General features: G+C 40.3%; 21 protein-coding genes and 1 pseudogene. 14 read left to right on the plus strand and 8 right to left on the minus strand.

Annotated elements, in window-relative coordinates; genetic code table 11:
- Positions 1-112 precede the first annotated feature (112 nt).
- Positions 113-436 (plus strand): PglZ domain-containing protein, encoded by a 324-nt coding sequence (locus tag FC90_RS04170; protein WP_057908044.1) that lies wholly within the window; start codon positions 113-115, stop codon positions 434-436.
- Positions 437-480: 44 nt separating this feature from the next.
- Here FC90_RS04170 and FC90_RS09190 read toward each other — a convergent pair.
- Positions 481-666: pseudogene (locus FC90_RS09190) on the minus strand (IS3-like element IS1520 family transposase); the annotation flags it as partial.
- Between the two features lie 134 nt (positions 667-800).
- Positions 801-1,727, minus strand: a complete 927-nt coding sequence (locus tag FC90_RS04180; protein ID WP_057908045.1) for a DMT family transporter — start codon at positions 1,725-1,727, stop codon at positions 801-803.
- 178 nt (positions 1,728-1,905) lie between these two features.
- On the opposite strand from FC90_RS04180, the gene FC90_RS04185 reads away from it, so the two are divergent.
- Entirely contained in the window at positions 1,906-3,582 is a 1,677-nt protein-coding gene (locus FC90_RS04185) for an aryl-sulfate sulfotransferase (RefSeq protein ID WP_083482008.1), read from the plus strand.
- Positions 3,583-3,673: 91 nt separating this feature from the next.
- Positions 3,674-4,510: a YitT family protein gene (locus FC90_RS04190; RefSeq protein ID WP_057908046.1), complete on the plus strand. Its 837-nt coding sequence runs from the start codon at positions 3,674-3,676 to the stop codon at positions 4,508-4,510.
- A 47-nt stretch (positions 4,511-4,557) separates the two neighbouring features.
- Here FC90_RS04190 and FC90_RS04195 read toward each other — a convergent pair whose 3' ends face one another.
- Positions 4,558-5,781, minus strand: a complete 1,224-nt coding sequence (locus FC90_RS04195) for an MFS transporter (protein ID WP_057908047.1) — start codon at positions 5,779-5,781, stop codon at positions 4,558-4,560.
- 298 nt (positions 5,782-6,079) lie between these two features.
- Positions 6,080-6,691 carry a signal peptidase I gene (gene lepB, locus FC90_RS04200; protein ID WP_057908048.1) on the minus strand — a complete coding sequence of 204 codons (612 nt, stop codon included), beginning with the start codon at positions 6,689-6,691 and terminating at the stop codon, positions 6,080-6,082.
- A gap of 203 nt (positions 6,692-6,894) precedes the next feature.
- On the opposite strand from lepB, the gene FC90_RS04205 reads away from it, so the two are divergent.
- Positions 6,895-7,572 (plus strand): 2,3-bisphosphoglycerate-dependent phosphoglycerate mutase, encoded by a 678-nt coding sequence (locus tag FC90_RS04205; protein ID WP_057908049.1) that lies wholly within the window; start codon positions 6,895-6,897, stop codon positions 7,570-7,572.
- Positions 7,573-7,634: 62 nt separating this feature from the next.
- Here the strand turns inward: FC90_RS04205 and FC90_RS04210 are convergent, their stop codons facing one another.
- The 3 genes from FC90_RS04210 to FC90_RS04220 all read right to left on the minus strand — a co-directional run bounded on the left by FC90_RS04210 (position 7,635) and on the right by FC90_RS04220 (position 9,389).
- Entirely contained in the window at positions 7,635-8,213 is a 579-nt protein-coding gene (locus FC90_RS04210) for a VanZ family protein (protein WP_057908050.1), read from the minus strand.
- A gap of 21 nt (positions 8,214-8,234) precedes the next feature.
- Complete coding sequence (locus tag FC90_RS04215) at positions 8,235-8,717, minus strand: MarR family winged helix-turn-helix transcriptional regulator (RefSeq protein WP_057908051.1); 483 nt, start codon at positions 8,715-8,717, stop codon at positions 8,235-8,237.
- Positions 8,718-8,894: 177 nt separating this feature from the next.
- Positions 8,895-9,389, minus strand: coding sequence for a thiol peroxidase (locus tag FC90_RS04220; RefSeq protein WP_057908052.1), 495 nt, complete (start codon positions 9,387-9,389; stop codon positions 8,895-8,897).
- A gap of 92 nt (positions 9,390-9,481) precedes the next feature.
- Here FC90_RS04220 and FC90_RS04225 point away from each other — a divergent pair, with 92 nt between their 5' ends.
- From FC90_RS04225 to FC90_RS04235, 3 genes are all read left to right on the plus strand, one after another.
- On the plus strand, positions 9,482-9,661 hold the full coding sequence (locus FC90_RS04225; RefSeq protein WP_057908053.1) for a type II toxin-antitoxin system prevent-host-death family antitoxin: 180 nt from the start codon (positions 9,482-9,484) through the stop codon (positions 9,659-9,661).
- A 138-nt stretch (positions 9,662-9,799) separates the two neighbouring features.
- Positions 9,800-10,969, plus strand: coding sequence for a C40 family peptidase (locus FC90_RS04230; protein WP_057908054.1), 1,170 nt, complete (start codon positions 9,800-9,802; stop codon positions 10,967-10,969).
- A gap of 95 nt (positions 10,970-11,064) precedes the next feature.
- Positions 11,065-11,625 (plus strand): guanylate kinase, encoded by a 561-nt coding sequence (locus FC90_RS04235; RefSeq protein WP_057908055.1) that lies wholly within the window; start codon positions 11,065-11,067, stop codon positions 11,623-11,625.
- 67 nt (positions 11,626-11,692) lie between these two features.
- Here the strand turns inward: FC90_RS04235 and FC90_RS04240 are convergent, their stop codons facing one another.
- Positions 11,693-11,884: a hypothetical protein gene (locus FC90_RS04240; protein ID WP_226789469.1), complete on the minus strand. Its 192-nt coding sequence runs from the start codon at positions 11,882-11,884 to the stop codon at positions 11,693-11,695.
- Positions 11,885-12,191: 307 nt separating this feature from the next.
- Here FC90_RS04240 and FC90_RS04245 point away from each other — a divergent pair, with 307 nt between their 5' ends.
- From FC90_RS04245 to FC90_RS04275, 7 genes are all read left to right on the plus strand, one after another.
- Complete coding sequence (locus tag FC90_RS04245; RefSeq protein WP_057908057.1) at positions 12,192-12,614, plus strand: Fur family transcriptional regulator; 423 nt, start codon at positions 12,192-12,194, stop codon at positions 12,612-12,614.
- A gap of 15 nt (positions 12,615-12,629) precedes the next feature.
- On the plus strand, positions 12,630-13,064 hold the full coding sequence (locus tag FC90_RS04250) for a hypothetical protein (RefSeq protein ID WP_057908058.1): 435 nt from the start codon (positions 12,630-12,632) through the stop codon (positions 13,062-13,064).
- A gap of 36 nt (positions 13,065-13,100) precedes the next feature.
- Positions 13,101-13,922, plus strand: coding sequence for a DUF6681 family protein (locus tag FC90_RS04255; protein ID WP_057908059.1), 822 nt, complete (start codon positions 13,101-13,103; stop codon positions 13,920-13,922).
- A gap of 17 nt (positions 13,923-13,939) precedes the next feature.
- Complete coding sequence (locus FC90_RS09465; protein WP_151886773.1) at positions 13,940-15,391, plus strand: helix-turn-helix domain-containing protein; 1,452 nt, start codon at positions 13,940-13,942, stop codon at positions 15,389-15,391.
- The gene (locus FC90_RS04265; protein WP_057908060.1) at positions 15,388-16,077 is read left to right on the plus strand and encodes a hypothetical protein; all 690 of its coding nucleotides are present in this window, start codon (positions 15,388-15,390) and stop codon (positions 16,075-16,077) included. The genes FC90_RS09465 and FC90_RS04265 overlap by 4 nt, the downstream gene beginning before the upstream one ends.
- Before the next feature lie 38 nt (positions 16,078-16,115).
- Positions 16,116-19,604, plus strand: coding sequence for an MSCRAMM family protein (locus FC90_RS04270; protein WP_057908061.1), 3,489 nt, complete (start codon positions 16,116-16,118; stop codon positions 19,602-19,604).
- 164 nt (positions 19,605-19,768) lie between these two features.
- A complete protein-coding gene (locus FC90_RS04275; protein ID WP_057908062.1) occupies positions 19,769-20,209 on the plus strand; it encodes a hypothetical protein in 441 nt (146 codons plus the stop codon).
- Positions 20,210-20,231 lie beyond the last annotated feature (22 nt).

The following is a 20,231-nucleotide window of genomic DNA, read 5'->3' on the forward strand; positions in this document are numbered from 1 at the left end:
GCGCCGATAGTAGTTGGTGGGAAACTACCTGCGAGGATAGGACGTTGCCGCGCAAATTTTAAAAGGGTTGAGCCGAAAGGTTCAACCCTTTTTTGATAGATCTAGAGCATCCATGGGGAGCCTTACGCAGTATTTAGTTAGAAATCGACGCTTTTGGCTTGATCAACAGTCCACGACTGATGAGCCACTATTAACTTTTAAACCACACAGTTTGCCAGATTATTACGTGCACACTCCTAAAGGATTAGAGCGATTAGCAATCCAAGGTGGTGGAAGTCGCTATGTTCACGGGGGTGCTAGCTTGCAAGAGTTGATGATTCCATTAATAGTGATTAAGAATGATCGCCATGCGCAGCCCATTAAACAGGTTGATTTAGCTTTATCAAATTTCATTGAGTCTTATCCAAATTCAGGCAATTTCGTTTGTACGTTTTGAGCTTTGAGTACTGATAAGATGCGTAAATGCGGTGCTCAACCACGTAAATTAGTGTTGATGACCTCTAAGACGAGGCCATGCTCTTTAATCAAAGCACGTTCATTTGATGATAGCACTTTAGGGTTGTTAGGATCAGCTTGTTTAATCCACTTAGTGACCGTTGAAACACTGACATTATATTCTTTAGCCAGTGAGTTGGCCAAACGGCTAGTCTAACCTAAGTTAACAATCGACTCTTTAAATTCATTTGACTATTAATTGTCATAATAAAAAGCCCCTTTATGATGTATTATATCGAACAGTTTGTCCGTAATTCCATCATAGTGACCAAAGGCCAATACACTAGTGTATTGGCCTAATAAGGTTATGCTAACGGGTTTTCAGATGTTTTTTGATAGCGCTGCAAGATGTAGATTGCAAAGATCACTAAAATTGCCCCGCTCATTTCAACCCAACTGAAGTGGGCGTGGAAAAAGATAATACTTAAAACAAATGTAATGACTGGTTGTACGGCATCGACAATGCTAATTACAGTTGATGGAGCGAAGTTTAAGCTGTGTAATAGGCAAAGGTATGCAAAGACGGTACCAATTAAAATAACAGCTAAAATTGCGATAATCCCAGAAGCGTTTAAATGTGGGGGTGCTTGCCAGAATGGTCGGTGGATATTGAAGAGTAATCCACTGATGAACATGCCCCAACCTAAAACAATAATTGGTGATTTTTCATTCACAATCGGCCTTGGTAAGACAACGTAGAAGGCTGCTGTGACACCTGATAAAATCCCCCAGATTAATGAGTTGAATGGAATTGTAAGTGTGTGGATATTACCTTTCGTAATTGAGAGAAAGACCCCGACTAGCGCAATTCCAAATGAAATAAGATCAATTCGATTGGGCCACTTGCGTAAGAAAGCAAGTGTTCCAATAACGATAAATAGTGGGCTTAGATATTGTAAAATAGTCGCTGCTGCAGCATTTCCAGTTTGAATACTCATGAAAAAAGTGTATTGATTCCCCATAATACCAAATAGAGCGTATGCGATTAGCCAAGCGGTTAAACGTTTGGACTTAAAAATGGAGAAAATATCTTGTTTGAACTTAATTGCCCCGATGAGTAATAAGATTAAGCCAGCGCCAAGGGTTCTAACGGATAGAAACCAAGTTGCAGGAATATTTTGTCCTTGCGAGATAAATTCTAAAATGGTACCTGAAACGCCCCAGAGTGCAGACGCCATTGTTGCCCAAAACATCCCTTTAGCGATGTTTTGGGGCTTAACTTGATTTGTCATTGCTGTAGCCATCCTTGTTATTTTTTTGTATACCCATAACTAACTATTATAGGCTAATTGAGCGTGTTATGCCATTTTCATAGTACTATTTTTCCAAAAATATATTAATAATTAATCATAAAAAATTCATAAATACGCGGTACGATACTATTAATAATTAGTTTAAGAGGTATTGTGGATGAAACGTTGTCTGAAACAAGGAATTGTAGTGAGTATCGGCTTAGTGATCGGCAGTTTACTAATTTTCAAATTAATAGAGTATCGAGTCTTAGTTAGTAAAGATCGGTTGAGTACGGCTCAGATTATTAAAAATATTGGCAGTCAGACAATTGGAACGCGCCAAAATAGTCAACAGGCGCTGACGGATCAGTATCAAAAACTCTTAAAGACTGACCAGTATTCAAAGACCAATCCGTACGTTAAGGTTAATCCATATGGGACGTCACCGTTAAGTGCGTTGGTCCTGTTTACGACTGACGATATGACCAAAGTAACGGTAGAGGTGGTTGGGAAAACGAATAAGACAAGTATTAAAGGTTCGACTGAGCAGACTTATACTAAGCGACATGCGATCTCTGTTTTAGGACTGTATGCTAATTATCGAAATCAGGTTCGCTTAACCATAACTGATAAAGCTGGCCACAAAACGGCTCAAATGCTCACGATTAAGACCGCTGCGTTACCCAAGGCCATTGCGGCGATGTCACTGAAGGTTAAAACTGCTGATAAAACAAAAATGGCAATCGGTGATAGCAGTTTAACGTTCTTAGTTCGTTCAACTCAATATCCAGTGGGTGTTGATGCGGACGGTGAGATTCGTTGGTATTCAACCAACTATGTGCAGCATATTTTTAAAGTTCTGCGGAATGGGCGCTTACTATATCTAACCAAACCGAATAATGCGGATCTAGTTTATAACGATTTAGTGGAAACCGATTTTATGGGGCGTGTTTACCGTGAATATCAATTCTCACCAGAAACGCGCAATAATGAGTCAGCAAACAATAGAATTGAAACGACCATCATTCACCACGATGCAATCGAGCTACCTAATCACAATTTATTATTAACGGTATCAGATGGTAGCGCAAAATACATTGAAGATACGATGGTCGAGTTATCACGTAAGACCGGGAAAGTGGTCAAAGTTATCGATTTAAAGCGCCTTTTACCTGCTAAACTTTATCAGAACTATGATGCTACGAAACGTTCTGACGGTAAGCTTGATTGGTTTCACCAAAATGCAATCGATTATGATTCAAGTGATAATAGCATTGTTATTTCAAGTCGTAATCAGGACTTAGTCATGAAACTTGATTATCAAACTGCTAAGATTAAGTGGATATTCAGTAGTAAACCGGTCAATCAATGGCCGATAAAGATGCGCAAACTATTACTCAAGCCGGCTGATAGCCAGACTACGTTTACTGGTGGGCAACATGCTGCTACAATCTGGACAACTGGTAAAGCTAATCGGAAAAAACTAGTGTTATTTAATAACAACATCGCAGTTTCAAATGGCGATCAGAAGACGTCGGGCAAGTATTCTGAAGGGGTTAGCTATCTAATTGATGAACAGGAGCGGACAATTAAAAAGACTTGGTCTTATGGGAAATCGTTAGGTAAAACATATTTTAGTAACGTTATTGGTAGTACGCGACAACTAGTAAACGGGAACTATTTAATTGACTTTGGTTATAACAACAGTGGCCGGACGAGTCATATTGTGGAAGTTAATCCGCAAACAAATCAAGAAGTCTATAACTTAACCTTCACCAAATTTACGCAAACTGGCTACGCCTATCGAGCAGAAAGATTCGCGCTCTATAATCAGAATTACCAATTTAAATTATGATTAATTCTTGAATAAAAGGCATCAAAGTCGCTTATCGATTTACATTCGTATATACTTATGGTAACGATATAAAATAGAAATGAGGGACGCGATGCGCTTCGCCAATTTGAAACAGACGATTATCCAGATGGGGTTAATACTGATCGCCTTAGAAATCATTGCAATTGGAATTCAACTTTTTTTTGCCCCCCATGAAGTGGCAGCTGGTGGAGCAACCGGTGTGGGGATTTTATTAGAGGAGTTAATGGGCTGGCAAATATCAACGGTGGTGTTAGTGATTAACATTGGGATGTTGATCCTGGCTTATTTGCTACTCGATAAAAAAACGACGTTAAGAATTCTATTTGGCAGTTTTATGTTACCAGTTTGTTTAGCCTTAACGCCGCAGATGATGGTTGTAACGGACAAGCTTTTAGCGATTACTATCGGGAGTGTTATCTACGCCGCCGGAGTTGCCTTGTTATATCGAATTGATGCGTCTAGTGGGGGCTCAACAGTACCACCATTGATTTTCAAGAAGTATTTCAATATAAAGCCGGCATTAAGTTTGTTGGTAGTTGATTTATTGGTTTGTTTTGCCAATGTCTTTGTTGCTGGTTTTGAAACTTTTATGCTGGCAACTTGTTCATCGATCTTAACACTGATTACGATGAATTATATTGAGACTGGATTAAACCGGAAAAAGGTACTTTATGTGATGAGTAACAAACAGTTATCCGCAATTAAGGCACATTTAATCGCAGAGGCTGATGTGGGAGTGACCATTTTTGATGTAACCGGGGGCTATTCAAACGACAATAAACAGATGTTAATGTTGGTTGTCGAGAATCAGGCTTATCAACATATTATTAATCGGATTCATGCGGTTGATCCACTGGCATTTACGATCGTTGCTAATGTGGCTGAGGTACGCGGAGGTAGTTTGTAGGTGCAAAAAAGGCGAGACAGCATACGCGGTCTCGCCTTTTTGGGCTGTTATGGCTGACTGAAGTAACGGCTAGCTTTTAGATTGGTGATGGTCAGCATCATGCAAAAACTGATTAAATATAAAATTGAAATAAAAAGCATAACGATCACTGTCGAATAATGATCGAGTAACCAGCCAATAATCATGCTTGAAAATCCCCCAATACAACGGCCAACATTCATAATGACATTATTAGCGGTTGCACGAACTTCAGATGGGTAGAGACGACTAACAACAGCACCGTAACCGGCAAACATTCCGTTGGAGAAATAGCCGGCGACTGCGCCAGCCAATAATAAAGCGCCCATGCTATTTGGAAGGGTGAGCACGTAAACACCCGCAGCTGAGGCGATTAAGAAAGTGCCAAAGGCAAATCGAGGGCCACGGCGGTCTAAAATCCAGCCGAAGGTCAACATACCAGCTGACATACCGGCGATGGTGGCTAACATCCAAGTCGAAGATCCCGCAACGCTGAGATGCATTTGGCGTTGCATAATGGTCGGTAACCAATTCATCAAACCAAAGTAACCGGCGATTTGAACAATTGCCATAACCATTAGGGCAGTCGTCTGATAAGCGAGCTGCGGCGTTTGGAAAAGTGCATGGATCTGGCCTTTTGAGTGATTTGTTTTGCTTATAAATAGTTTACTTTCGACTAAGTGATGACGGATAAAAAAAGTAATCGTGACTGGTAATAAGCCGAATAAAAATAATGCGTGCCAACCCAATTGTGGTAGCACCCAAGCGGCCAGCAAAGCGGCCAAAACTGCACCGCATTGTCCGGCAATTCCTACATAAGATGCCACGCGGCCGAGTTGCTTTTTAGGGAAAGACTCGGCTAAGACAGTCATGCCAATGCCGTATTCCCCACCGGCACCAATCCCAGCTAAGAACCGGCAAAGGTAAATCATTGGTAGCGTATGGGCTAAAGACATGGCGGCCGTCGCAAAGGCAAAGATAAAAATAGTATAGGTGAAGGTTTTAATGCGCCCAATACGATCGGCCAAAACACCAAAAAAAACGCCACCTAACAACATACCGATATTGGTAATTGTTGCGATTAATCCTGCCTGTGTCCCGGTGAGATGTAAATCAGCGATAATGGATGATAGTGTGAAAGACAAGAACATAACGTCCATGTTTTCAAGCCCAAATCCAGCGGTTGTCGAAGCGACAACCTTAGCCTGATAGGATGTTAATCGATGTTGGTCGTGTGCCGTGATAGGTTTCATATTCAGTTTTCCTCCAAAAAGGACGCTCGCAGTCGTCCCTTATTTTGTTCGAAACTAATCTTAGCATAGGGCAAATTTAGGTGCAAGCGGTAAGCGCTAGGCAAAAAATAATATCGGAAAAATTTCCTGGGAAATATGCTTACGAATGAGGGTGTTAACTTTGTTTTGCATAAAATGACTGTTCCTAATTTTTACGACCAACTTGACGTTTAATAGGCACTTCGTCTTTATTATTATTGATGATAAAATAATTTTTAAAAGGGCCCTCACATCATTTGTGGAGGCCCTTTTTTGATATTTAGTATACTTCAAATTTTGTGATTGGCCAGTAGCGGAGTTTAACGACGCCCTGAATCCCATTGAAAGCTTTTGAATCATCACTAACAAAGCCTACTGCGGCATACCGACTATCTTTTGAAACAGTACGATTATCCCCCATGACGAAGTAGTGATGTGCGGGAACTGTTGCCCGGCCTAATACATCTTTCAAATCAAAATTAGATTTATTAGTTTTAGGATTAAGTGTAAAGTAATTTGAGCCCTCTAGAAAGGTTGTTGGATCCTTTTTATACTGGTTTAAATAAGGTTCGCTGATTTTTTGATTATTAACGTAGAGTTGATCCTTGTTGAAGCGCACTGTTTCACCTGGTAGGCCGATAATCCGTTTGATGTAGAATTCACCAGGTGAATCGGGAGCTTTAACAATGACAACGTCGCCGCGTTTTAGTTTTGTATGTCGCAACGCAATAACCCGATCATACTGAGTGAAGTTCGGTTGCATTGATGGTCCAAATATTTGTTCATTAGCAATCACAAATGTTAATAGTAATTGAGCAATTCCGACCATTACGGCTGCTAATAGAACGATTTGTATGGTTGATTTCCAAAACTCTTTTGCTTTAGCTGACATATTGCACATCCTTACAATTCAATAGTTTTATTGTACTACAATTAATTGGTAGATGACAACTAGATTGTGTAGTTCCTTAACTATTTAAATTTAACTGCATTTGATGTGTATAAGGTGATTCACATGCTAAGTAGCATTTATCATAGGAAAAGGTTCGTGGTATACTAAAGGAGATTATTTTATAAGAAAAGTGAGTTTAACCGATGGCGAATTTATTAATTGTACGACACGGAGAAAGTTTGGCCAATCAATTGAATACTTATACCGGGTGGTCCGATGTACCACTGACTACACTCGGACGCCAGCAAGCACGCCGCGTGGGTCAACAAATTCAAGCAACCGGCATTCAATTTAGTCATGTGCACACTTCGTTATTGAAACGTGCAATTTTGACTAGCTATATTATTTTAGATGTAACTGATCAATTAGCGATACCGATGACTAAAAGTTGGCGGCTGAATGAACGGCATTATGGGGCACTGCGTGGATTGGATAAAGAAAAAACACGGGCTGTGTTTGGTGTGCCACAAGTGGCACGTTGGCGCCGAAGTTATACCGCCGTTCCGCCATTGTTGACGACTTTTTCACAGGCCCGGCGGTATCGGTACATCGCGCCGAATAGCCGGCCACGCGGCGAGAGCCTTGCCCAAGCTGAACAACGTTTATTACCTTATTGGCAAGATCAAGTGGTGCCCGGCTTGTTGGCAGGACAAGATCAATTGATTGTGGCACATGGATCCACCTTACGGGCGCTGATCAAGATCATTGAGCAAATTTCAGACCAAGATATTGATGGTGTAGAAGTTGAAAATGGTGAAGCATTGTATTATCGTTTTGATAGTAAAATGAAAGTTAGCGAAAAACGCCGGTTAACGGATTAAATAATTGAACTTAAAAAATGATGGAAAAAAAGCAGCTGGCCAATTGGCTAGCTGCTTTTAATTTATCGGTTGAAATGGTGTTGTGCAAGCGACCAAAGGCCAAATCCAACCAAGCAACCGAGCCAATTGAGCAAAAGGTCACTAATCGCAAAGGTTCCTAAATAGAACGCAAATTGGAGCGTTTCAATCCCTAAAATAGTTAAAAATGCAATGATATTGGTTTCAAGAAAGGAAGCCCTTAGATGATATAAACCACCTAACGGGATGAAATAAAGTACATTCAGTAGAGCTTCAAGTAAAATCTTGCGATCCGGTTGAATGAAATCAAACGGATTTAAACTGATTGCATGGTAAACATCGGCCTTAGTAAACAAGACAATGAATAGCAAAAGTAAATAAACACTGTAGACGAGATAGCCGTAGATCGGTGAAATTTGCCGGCGATTCCACTGGACCCATCCTAACCAGAAGGTTAAAGTTAAAAAGAGAATTAAGAAAACAGTTGTTGCTGGAAAACGAGCCATAACCCGGGTTAAGCGCGGATAATTATAAAGCGTTGGTAAGACAATGTGTCGTACAAAATAGTGACTGATGAGGTAGGCGATAATCCCAGTGAGAACATATTCAATTGTTTTGCGCATAGGGGTGACCTTTCGAAAGAATTATAGTTTAGTTTGGGATCGGCGTTTGTTAAACTCAGACATAAAATCAAAGTTTTGTGTATCAGAGAGTGTTGTTTCTAATTTATTTAAGAGTTCATTGAGGGCTTGTTGTTCTTGGTGGGTTAAGCTGCCAAATAAGGTTTCGGTGAATTCGTCGTGGCCGTCGAGCGCTTCTGTTAAAATGGTCCGGCCAGTAGCGGTGATGAAAACATGTGTGATGCGCCGATCATGATCATCTGATTGGCGCTCAATGTAGTGCTTTGCTGCCAATTTATGTAAACACTCAGACAGGGATGAAGGTCGGATATCGAGACGCTCAGCTAATACTCTTTGGATTTGGCCATTTTCTGAATTGAGTTGCTTTAGAATCCGAATTTGGCTGACTGAGCGATGATCTGTAGAAAACTGCATACCATAGTAATGGCGATAACGATGAATCACTTGATTGAAGGTTTTGAAAAGCTCGTTGGACAGCTCTGACATGAAAACTCCTTAGAAAGCTGAATTTTATGATGCAAATATGGGTATCATACGCCAATTCAAAAAGTGGAGCAAGTTTGCTCGGAATTTTCTAACTTTTTTGTGAATAAAAGCATAAAATAAAAATGGTTAGAACTGATTTAGTTCTAACCACCGTTGTTAAAGGAATCGATTGGCGTATTATTGAGCTGTTTTTAAAAATTTTAAAGCAGCTGTGTAATCCGGTTCATTGGTTTGTTCAATAATTAATTCGGTGTAGGCGATGGTACCATCGGCCGTTAGAATAAAAATTGAGCGTTGCAAGGTGTTGTTGCTAGGGATATAGAGTTGCATGGCTTTGCCAAAACTGAGTGCTTCATCTGAAAGTAGTTGCATATGCTTGACCCCTTCGGCCGCGCACCAGTTATTTTGTTGTTCGATAGTGTTTGTTGAGATTGTATAAAAAGTTACATCTGAGAACTGATCAACGGCTTGGTTAAAATGCTTTGTTTGGATGCTACAAACACGAGTATCAATATCTGGGACCACGCTGATTAAAGTTGGTTTACCCAACAATTGGGCTGTAGTCACGGATTTACCAGTGGCGTCTTTAAGTGTAAATTGGGGTAATTGCGTACCAATTACCGGTGGGGTCCCGATTGTATCGAGGGGTTGAGCATGTCTTGTGATTTGCAATTGTATAAACCTCATTTCATAATAAAGGATAGCTTTATTTTAAGCTGATTGTGTGCAGAACACAATTAATCACGCTCAAGGAGAATTTAAAGATGCTACGAGAAAAAATTCAAGCACTATATGCCAAAAAAATGTTGCAGCAAATCATCAAAGAGGTTAATGTCAAACCGCTTATCTACGAAATTGTTGATGCAAACGGAGCGCCTACTGCCGTCTTGCTAAGTTATGAGCAATGGCAAAAAATCCAAACACAAATAACTATCAACAAATAGCGCAGACTCCCCATTTAGACGCAATACGGTAACCAATCTGTAACAATTCTGTAATAGTTACATGTTACACTAAGATTTGGTTAGAAAACCGTACATAAAAGAAACGTCATTTTAAACATGAAAAAGGGGAATCATTCAGTGAAAAAAGTCAGTCGATTAATATTCAGTGCATTAGCATTTTTAACAGTCGGGTCAACATTGGCGGTTAATATTAGAACTGCGAGTGCGGATACTAATCCCAAAGCAGCGATGACGAACCTCAGCGCAGAAAATAGTGCCCTATTGGCTAAATTAAATGCTGCCCAAGATCACGTTGCTTCGATTGCGAATCAAGTGTCAGATAAGACCGTTGCAATTGCAAATGCACAAAAGGATATTACTACAACTGACAAACAAATTACTGCAGCTACGCAAAAGATTGCAAAAGTCCAAGCTGAAGTTCAATCCAGAAAAGCTATTTTAAAAGAACAAGTGATTGCCTTACAAAAACGTGCGGGTAATAGTGTTTCTGGTAATGTCTACGTTGATTTTATCGTCAATAGTGATAGTATTTCAGACATGATTAGCCGTGCTTCAGTTGTTGGTAGATTAAACCAGGCTAACAAAGAGGCCATGGATGCTGTCGCTAACTCAGAAAGTAAACTAGCTAATTTAAAACAAGTCCAAGTTACTAAGAAAGCTAATTTAGTTGCTACTAAAGCACAGCTTGAAAAAGATCAAGTGCAACTATCAGCACTTAAAGCAGATGCTGAAAAAGAACAAGCTAGCTTCCAGAAAGAAATAGATGGGCACAAGACACAGCTAGCGACGTTACAAAGTGAATTAGATGCTCAAACAGCAGCTGCTGTAGCGACTGCTAAAGAAGAATCCGCACCAAAACCAATTGCAACTCCTGAAGCGACTCACACTAATGCTACGCCAGCACCAACGCAAAACAAGCCGGCAGCGCCATCTGGTGCTAATACTGGTTCATTGGTTGGTAATGCGTTACAATTCATTGGAACACCATATGTATATGGCGGTGCGCAACCTGGTGGATTTGATTGTTCTGGTTTGGTTTGGTATGCTGCAAAGATGGCTGGTATTAGTTTACCACGGACATCACAACAACAAAGTACTGTCGGGACGAAGGTTTCATTGTCAGCGTTACAACCTGGTGACCTTGTCTTTTGGGGTGGTGTAGGTTCTGCACATCACGTTGGGATTTATATTGGTGGAGGCTCTTACGTTCATGCGCCAGCGCCAGGCCAATCTGTAACAACCATGTCAATGCAATATTACAAGCCTGACTTTGGTCGTCGCTTATAAGAATGAATACAAGCATTACGGAGTTTGACGTCTACTTAGATGAAGATGGCAAACTTTTTTATTTATTTAAATTTCCGATAGAAGAGTGTGAGTGAATGGTGGTAAAACAATTATTAGTCATTACAGGCGCAACTGGTAGTGGAAAGACAACGGTTAGCCATTATTTAAAAACGGCGTTTCAGATTCCGCAAGTGGTTACCCATACGACGCGACCACGACGACATAACGAAGTCGATGGGGTGGATTATTATTTTGAAACCCCAACAACATTGGCACAAAAGCATCTGATTGAGTCGGTGACCTATTCAGGCTATCAGTATGGGTCTTCATACGAAGCACTAGATTTGGCATGGCAAAAAGCACCGTTAATTAGCCTAGTAGTTGATACGCAAGGGGCGCAAACTTATTTAGAAGTTTTTCCAAAAATAGTCTCGGTACTGTTTCTGACTGTTTCGGAATCGCAATCATTAATTACGCGGCTTGAAAAACGAAAAGATCGTCCGGAGGCCATTCAAAAACGGATTACAAGTGCTGAATTTAAACGTGACCTAATATTGCCGCCTACTTTAAACCAACAGGCAACCGTGTTGCGCAATGATGATTGGGAATCAACTAAGCAAGCGCTAGCAGCATTAATCGCAACGTTTAGAAATTGATAATTACTAAAAAAGGAAGCCCATCGAGTTTATTCGACAGACTTCCTTTAATGTATTTGGCTAACCATTATGCAAATAGATGCTGGTTAACGGAATTGGTTTGTTTCACTTTATAACTTAATTTTTGTACGGCTTGTTCAATTGTAATACCACTTGCACTGATTTTTTCATTGTTCGTTGCAGTTGCGATAAATTTTTGAGTTTGCGTATCAAGTGAAACGTGATACCAATTATTAGACTGATTAGTAAATTCCATCATAAAATCTCCCTTCAAGTAACTAAAAATGCTGATAGAAGGCTAATGAAGACGGTTTATCAAAAAACCATCTGAGTTACATCATAACGCGTAGCTCTAGATAATGCAACTATTTTGAATTGGGTTCATTAAAATTTAGTGAAATTTATTTGGACATTGTTAATATATAAGGGATTAAAGGTATAATGAGGGATAGTATCAGGGGGTAAGTAGATTTTTAGCCGGCTAACACCAAGACCAGGTATCTGACAACTTAAGGTGCGTATGATAAAATGGCGTATCTATGAACCGAGAGGAGCGGAGAATTGAAATGGGTGAAATAACCACCGCAATCGCAGTTTTACGCGCAAATCGATATAAAATAACTAAGCAACGGCGGGAAATGTTAGCGTATCTATCGGTATATGAGAATCGTTACATTCCCGTTACGCAAATTGATGAGCACATGCGCGGAATGTTTCCAGGGATGAGTCACAATACGATTTATCGGAATATTAAAGATTTTGAAAAACTTGGCCTAGTTGAACAGCAAACAGAAGGTGAACAGGCGCATGTTAAATATCAATGCGATTTTGAAAATCGGCACCACCATCATTTTATTTGTCGGCAATGTGGCAAAGTGATTGAATTGAAAATGTGCCCACTAGACTTTTTTAGCGAACAAATTCCAAATTGTCAAATTGAGGGGCATCAGTTTGAACTATATGGCCTCTGCGAAAGCTGTCAAGCGTAGAAAGGAAGCATTAAAATGGTATATCATACCCCACCAATCATCCCACCAGCCGCTATTATTTCGTTGATTATTGCGATGAGTGCGACAAACGCTGTTGCCAATACGGTAAAACCTGTAGAGAATATAAAATCGGAACCGGCATCGTCTGTTTCAAGTAGTAGTGCAACGACTACTACAACGGATAGTGAACGACAGTCAGAGTCAGAACCAGTTTCTGAATCGGAACCAGAGTCTACATCAGAATCAGAGGAAACATCGTCAGCCCAAACTGTTTCCAGTCAGAGTCAGATCGATGACAACCGACAGTCGCAGACGTCTGAGGACGATCAATCGACACCTCAAGATGCTGCATCAACTGGCGATACCACATCAAATAGTCACTCAGCCAGTTCAAGTAGCAGTGCCAAGGTGGTTTCAAGCAGTGAAAATGATGGGACTGCTGCCCAGTAGGTATTCGTTTTATGGGTAATAAGGAGGACAATCAACGTGCTTTCTTTTTTAGATATCATTAACCATTATTTTGGTTATTTAAATATTAATGGACGAGTTAAAAATCGGATCTTTTCAATCATCTGTTTGATTGGTGATTTTTATCTCCTATATAAGAGTGTGACCTATTTTAAAGCTCAAGCAATTGGAAGAGGCGTTGTTAATTTACTGGTTTTTTTAATACTCCTTTATTTTGCGGTCATGAATCTCTATTTTTACTACCGGGGGAAGAATGCGAGTGTCGATATTTCACCATATGTTGAAAAAGCATTGGGTGGTGATCCAACCAGCCCACGTCCGTTAACCGGCACAAATACTAAAACACAAGTCATTTCACAAATCCAACCAGCGACGGGCTTGTTTGAAGAACAAAAACTATTGCCCGCTCAATTAGTAATGACTACAGACCAATCGCAACACTTGGCAACATTGGTTGATGAATTAGTCGCAACTGGCTATCTTAGCTTAAATTATGCGGGATTGAGTGATCATGATATTTATGCCCAGGCCCAACAATTACAGCAGCCAATCTATGCAATTGGCAATAAAGTTGCACTACCGTTTTATGAATTGAAGCAAACAGCCAATCAATGGGTAATCTATGGCGGGATGAACGCCATCGATAAACAAGCGTTAGCCCAAGTTACAACAGTAGGGTTAACGCCAATTGAGGACTTAGTCCAAAATTATCAATTAGCAGTGGCCCACACGTGGATTTCGGGTGGCCCGAAGAAAATGGCCGGGCGTAATGGCGTGGTTGAAGGCCAGGAACCATATCAATTAATAGTTCAGATGGCATACCAAGAACGAACAAAGTAGTTAGTGGGGGGAAATAGGTGGAAATTCATAATGAATTTTTAGATGTCAATTATCGTTACCAATATTATTTACTAGAGTTGATAGCCGATAATGGCAATTATTATTTAACAGTTAGCAAAGCGATGAAATTATTGGGAATTTCAAAGTTTAAAATCACACAATACGTGGAAGGAATCAACGCCGATTTAGCGATCATCAGTCCGGATAGTCATTTAAAAGTCAATGGCGATGGGGTATTTGAGAGTCAAAATATCAATGAAGGAATCGTACGTAAGATTCGCTTGGATTATTTAAAGCAGTCAAATCTATTCAAGATGTTAGAATTTAGCTTACTTCATCCAGAAAAAAATGAAACAGCCGATTTTTGTGAGGCTTTATTTATCGGGACTACAAAGTTTTATGAATTAAAAAAAGAATTAACGGCTATTGTGGAACAATTCAATTTAAAATTTAAGAAAAATCGGTTAGTCGGATCAGAAATCGTGATTCGCCAGTTTGTATTTGAAATCTATTATAGTTATTTTAATGGGATCGAAAGACCGTTTGATACAGTGCAGACCATTGCGAATCAAGTGATGGATCGGTTGAGTACAGATTTAGATATTTCACGGTTACCGACGACGGATAAAAAATTAGAAATTTATATTAAGATTCAGTACATTCGGATGCGCGGGAAAGATTATTTGACGGATCATTTATTAACCGCTGGCTTTAAAGAGACTCAAACCACACTGTGGAATGCCGTTACGGCAATCATTACCACTGATTATCGCTTAAATATGTCCAGTGAATTTGAAATTGAAGCTTTATTGACTTTCTTATTCTCAGAAGGATTCGTGGATTTTGAAGTTGATTGGTTAGCAGGCCAACTACAAACGACGGTTAAGCGATTAACCCAACGATTTATTGAACAAGTTAATGTTGTATTGGCCGCTGACGTTGGTCAAACTAAACAATTTTCAGTGGCACTGCAGCGATTGGCACAGGATTTGAATCAAATTCATACGAAACAACTAACATTTTATACTGAACCAACCACTTTTATTGATGAGAATCAATTGAATTATTTTGCAGAATCGAATCCGCTTTTTCACATCATTATTCAACAAGTAATGGACAAAAATAAACATAAATTAGAGTGGCGGAAGCAAGCTAGTATTTACTATGATTATATGTTTGCATGTATCGAAGATATCCCACTTGAAATACTAAAAGATCGCGTACGGGTCTGCGTAGATTTTTCGCAAGGAAAGCTATATAATCAATATATGCAAAAGATGGTAAACTATTTTAATAATTTAAATATTGAGGTACAGTCGACCATTCAAGATAACACGGATTTATATCTATCAGATTTTTATTCAGGTGATTTGACCTGTAAGCAATTGATTTGGAAGAACCCGCCGACAGTCTTTAATTGGCAACAATTTGGGGATGTTATTGTTTCAATTAAAAAGGAGAAATTATGAAAACAGGTAAAGCTTTGCTTTCGATAACATTTTTAAGCTTAAGCGTCTATCGTTTTTCACAAGTTTTTCTCGTACAACAGGTACAAAAGGTCACAGCAGCAACCGTTGAAGTGGATAAAAAAGCAGCCGATGAGTCTATCACGGGCGATGAAATTAATATTACGGTTAAAAATTATCCAACGAAGACGACTACACCAGATCCAGATCCAAATGGGAAACCGGATCCTGGACCAAGTACTGATACGGAAAAACCGGGAACAAGCGAAGACCCAACTACTAGTCATAATCAACAACCAGCAAGCAAACTAGGTGATTTGAATATTCAGGCTAATCAGACACCTGTCTTTAGTGTGCCCTTAGCTGATTTATTACAAACAACACCTAATCAGAAGACAGCATCGTTGGTAGTTGCAACGCAACCGACAATCACGGATAAACAGCCAGCGCGCGCGCCTAAGGATCAAACGGTTGGACAATCAGCCCCAGGTCTGCCGAATGATGTAGGTGGTGTGACAGCCCAAGATACTAAACATAAACATCAGAAACACGATGCACAAGTTGAAAAAGATATTGTGGCATTCCAAAGTAGTTCAGGAAACCCTGCTCCAGGCGGTGGCGGCGCCGCAACACAAGTTGGCGTTGTTTTTGGCGAATTAGCGGGTCGTAGTTTGTTTGCTGTACGCTAAATGAGAATTAAAGTAATTAGGAATGAAGGGGTTAAGAAGTGCTGAAAACAAAACACATACTATATCGGCTAACATTATTAGTGACACTGCTTGGCTTACTCATGGGGAATTTGAATACATCAGTTTTTGCTACCACTAATACTAATCGAGTAAAGACATCAACCCCCAACATAATTATTCGTGGTCTGGAAAGTCGAGATCACACTAAGACAGTCCCCAACGCTAAAATTAATCTAACTTCAACGACCGATACGCAAAAATCATATTTATTGACTGCTAATGATGAAGGCCTTTTTAATCACATTATTGATAATCAAACTGGATTACGAGTTAATCATATCGATGTTGGGGTTTATAAAATTAGTACTGTCGAAAATCCAATTGGTTTTCGCTTAGTTGGTGAAAAAGCGGGCCTGATTGTTGAGGTAACTGATACCCAACATGAAATTGCCATTTACTATTCAGAAGTAGTTGATGGAACGATTAGTCTTATGGCCCGGACGTCAAGTGGAAATCCAGTTCCAGGCGTAATTTTTACCGCTACTGACAAAGCAAGTGGGGCAGTCTATCAATTCGCTCCAACTGATGCTGGCGGGCGGACGATTCTTAGCTTAGCTGCTAGTCGTTATACGATTGGGGTTCAATCAGCACCGAAGAACTATACAGTATCAGACCAGTTGCCATCATTTGATTTAGAAAGTAATCTGAATATTGCTGAGGAGATTTTATTTAATCATCGGCAATCAACCGGTAATATCATAATTAAACTCGTCGATGCACAGACACAGGCTGGTTTAGCGGATGCTAAAATTAGTTTAACGCCTGTTGAGGATACTGGTCACAGCCAAGTTGCGACGACCAATGCTGATGGAGAAGCGATTTGGACTAATATGGCTGCTGGGCAATATCATTTAGCGATTAAAGCGATGATACCTGGCTATGCAATCGACGATGATCAACAACAATCAGTGACCGTCGCTAGCGATCAAACGAAGCGAATTTCCATAACGGCTCATCGGCAAGCAACCGCTAATGGGGCTTTTCGGATTCGAAGTATTTCTGAATCCGGGCGGGCAATTGCCCATGTTCAGTATCAAATTGCAGCCTTAGATGGTAGTCAGCAACAAACGGTGAATACTAATCAAGATGGGATTGTTGATCTTGTTGGGTTAAGTAGCGGGCAATATACGGTCAAGGAGACTAAAGTTCCAAGTGGTTATCAATTACTCCAGGGACAACAAGTCGTTGATGTGTCCAATGAGCGTTATCCAGATGTGGTTTTTACGCATCAAATTAAACGGACTGATCAGCAACACTCGTTAATCGTGAATGCGACCGATATGCAAGACAATATAGTTACCGGTGTCCAATTTAAAATTAAATTAATTAATTCAAATGAATCATATGAACAAACAGTATTGGTTGATAATGCTGGTGTAGCAAGGTTTGACAATGTACCGCTTGGCAAATATGAAATTCAACAGGTAAATCAACCAGTTGGATATGAAAATCAGAGCACCTCGAAAACCATCGATGTGACGAATAATCAGGCTAATCAACTTGATTGGCAATTCCATCGACAACTAAGTGATGTGCAGTTTGTCGTCAAGGATGCCGAAACTGGTGCACCGTTGCGTGGAGCCAGCTTCCTTGTGCGGACGACGAATCCGGACGATCAGGGACGGCAAACTTTTATGACGGCTCAAACAGATCGATTGGGTCAGACGGTGCTGTCGGGGCTCCCAACCGGCGCTTTCACTTATCAACAAGTGACCACTACAGCTGGCAATGATGTTGACCAAACGACCCATGCTGGGGTTATCCAGCCAGGAGGAGTCAGTTATAACCAGTTTACGGTTCAGAATCAGCAGACAAGACCTAGTACCGCTAATCGACTAATCGTTCGTAAAGTTAGTCAGCAAGGCCGACCATTGAATGGGGCCCAATTCAAATTATTAAATGAAGCGGGTCGCGAAGTTGCAACTAAAATAACTCAAAATGGGACTGCGGACTTTTCAGAGTTACACGCGGGTCAATATACGGTGCAAGAAACGCAAGCACCGACTGGTTATGAATTAGATCAGACGCCCCAAACTATTCAAGTTGGTACTCAGGCAAGTAGTGACTATATGGCAGTCTTTGTCGATCACCGACAAACGGTTAATGCGACCAATCCAATTGTAATTAATGCTCAAGATGATCAAGGCGGTGTGATTGCGGGGGCCGTCTTTAAATTATGGACAGACTTGCCAGACGATCAAGGTCAGACATCGTGGGAAATTACCACCGATCAGCATGGATCAGCTGTTTTGCCTAAGGCGGTTACTGGCCAATATCGGATTCAGATGGTCAGCGTCCCAGTTGGTTACCAGTTAAATACGACAGTGTATTCAATGACGGTTAATCAAGCTGGTCACAATCAACTAAGTGTGGTCGCCGCCGCCGCAAAACATCCCCAGACGTTACAAATCCATAAAACAGATTTGCATGATAAAAAATTAGCCGGGGCCGTCTTTCATGTTAAGTCACTACAAACTGGAAAAACAAGCGAGGTGGTGACTGATAAAGCCGGCATCGCTGAAGTCGGTCAGCTTGAAGCTGGGCGATATGCAGTGCGTGAAATTAAGGCCCCCGCTGGCTATCGGTTAGACAGTCTAGAGCACCAAGTAATATTAAAAGATGGACAATCACTGACATCAATGACCATTCAAGATGCACCACAAACTGGACAATTGATTATTAATAAAACAGCTCCAAACGGTAAGCCTTTAGCAGATGCGACGTTTGTTGTCCGTGACAAACAAGGTAAGCTCATTGGACAATATCAAAGTAATCTTGCTGGGCGAATTAAGCTGAATGAGTTGGTAGTTGGTGATTATACGATTCAAGAAATTAAGGCCCCAGACGGATACCAACTTAATCCGGAAGTATTTAAGGTACGCGTTATGAATCAAAAAACGGTGGCGGTCACGGTCGTTGATCAAAAAGCAGTTCCAGAGGATGCATTGGGAACACTGAGAATTACCAATGTTGATCAGAAAAGGCAAACACCGCTGGTTGGGGCGACCTTTATGTTGGAAGATCAAACTGGAAAAGTAGTGCGTCAGCAAATTTTAGTTGATACCAACGGTCGAGCCGTTGTCGATAATCTAAAGGCGGGGACCTATCACCTGATTCAAACGACTGCTGCAACTGCCTATAAGGTGCGCACTTATGCGATAACTATCAAAGTTCATAGCCGTCAAGAGACCGCTGTTACGGTCGCCAATGAACAGCGCGCCGGATCTGTGATTGTTAATCAAATTGATGGCAATACGCATCAACCGTTAGTTGGGGCAAAATATCAATTGCAATCAGCCAACGGTAAGGTATTGATTAATAATTTAATGAGTGATGATCGCGGTCACGTTATTATTCGGCATCTTAACCCCGGGGCCTATCAACTTGTTCAAATTAGTGCACCTAAAGGTTATGACGTACTGAAGAACCCGATTAAGTTTAAAATGACTAATACGGGTAAAAATTAGTGTTTATCATAAGTGCTTATAAATAATAATTATAATTTTTTAAAATTAATTTTCGCCGCTTTTAAAAACCCACTAAAATATCCGCATTTTATTCTGGCGAGAATAGGATAAAATGAAGATAATCAGAATACGGTTTGAATTCCTAACAAAGTGGGTATGGAAAAATGTCAGTTTATTATTTAAAGCCAGAAAAAACAGTAAACGAGATTATAAATACGATTCATGCAGGTATTGCAAGTATGCAGTACTTTGAGAAGATGGATAATATATGCGCAGAGATTGGTTTTGATTTCGATGATGCGATCTTATTACAACAAATTAAGCAATTAAGCAAGAACCATTCCGCAGATTTAGCGCACTTAGCTCAAAATGGAATCACTGCTGCTGCAGTGCAACGCTTGAAGACCGTTGGGTTACTATTATTTGTTCAAGATAATGAAGTTTCGCAAAGCTATGTTATTTTAAGTCGAAAGGCCCTGACCGGTTTACAAGCAATTGCTGCTAGTTATCGGCAAGCATCAGTGGATTTGGTACCAGCCCTGGACTCAAGGGATGTTGAACGCGTAAAGGCTGCTGCTGATAAAATTTTTCGTAAATATGAATGACACAAAAAAGGGCTACCGATAC

It is taken from the genome of Latilactobacillus graminis DSM 20719, assembly GCF_001436415.1.
Lineage (GTDB): Bacteria > Bacillota > Bacilli > Lactobacillales > Lactobacillaceae > Latilactobacillus > Latilactobacillus graminis.

Excerpts from the sequence above, each read along its gene's own strand:
- FC90_RS04245 (WP_057908057.1), top strand. The coding sequence starts at position 12,192 with ATGGGTGAAATAACCACCGCAATCGCAGTTTTACGCGCAAATCGATAT.
- FC90_RS04170 (WP_057908044.1), top strand. The coding sequence starts at position 113 with ATGGGGAGCCTTACGCAGTATTTAGTTAGAAATCGACGCTTTTGGCTT.
- FC90_RS04195 (WP_057908047.1), bottom strand. The coding sequence starts at position 5,781 with ATGAAACCTATCACGGCACACGACCAACATCGATTAACATCCTATCAG.
- FC90_RS04240 (WP_226789469.1), bottom strand. The coding sequence starts at position 11,884 with ATGATGGAATTTACTAATCAGTCTAATAATTGGTATCACGTTTCACTT.
- FC90_RS04185 (WP_083482008.1), top strand. The coding sequence starts at position 1,906 with ATGAAACGTTGTCTGAAACAAGGAATTGTAGTGAGTATCGGCTTAGTG.
- FC90_RS04235 (WP_057908055.1), top strand. The coding sequence starts at position 11,065 with ATGGTGGTAAAACAATTATTAGTCATTACAGGCGCAACTGGTAGTGGA.
- FC90_RS04205 (WP_057908049.1), top strand. The coding sequence starts at position 6,895 with ATGGCGAATTTATTAATTGTACGACACGGAGAAAGTTTGGCCAATCAA.
- FC90_RS04215 (WP_057908051.1), bottom strand. The coding sequence starts at position 8,717 with ATGTCAGAGCTGTCCAACGAGCTTTTCAAAACCTTCAATCAAGTGATT.
- lepB (WP_057908048.1), bottom strand. The coding sequence starts at position 6,691 with ATGTCAGCTAAAGCAAAAGAGTTTTGGAAATCAACCATACAAATCGTT.
- FC90_RS04275 (WP_057908062.1), top strand. The coding sequence starts at position 19,769 with ATGTCAGTTTATTATTTAAAGCCAGAAAAAACAGTAAACGAGATTATA.
- FC90_RS04225 (WP_057908053.1), top strand. The coding sequence starts at position 9,482 with ATGCTACGAGAAAAAATTCAAGCACTATATGCCAAAAAAATGTTGCAG.
- FC90_RS04180 (WP_057908045.1), bottom strand. The coding sequence starts at position 1,727 with ATGACAAATCAAGTTAAGCCCCAAAACATCGCTAAAGGGATGTTTTGG.
- FC90_RS04265 (WP_057908060.1), top strand. The coding sequence starts at position 15,388 with ATGAAAACAGGTAAAGCTTTGCTTTCGATAACATTTTTAAGCTTAAGC.
- FC90_RS04210 (WP_057908050.1), bottom strand. The coding sequence starts at position 8,213 with ATGCGCAAAACAATTGAATATGTTCTCACTGGGATTATCGCCTACCTC.
- FC90_RS04250 (WP_057908058.1), top strand. The coding sequence starts at position 12,630 with ATGGTATATCATACCCCACCAATCATCCCACCAGCCGCTATTATTTCG.
- FC90_RS04190 (WP_057908046.1), top strand. The coding sequence starts at position 3,674 with ATGCGCTTCGCCAATTTGAAACAGACGATTATCCAGATGGGGTTAATA.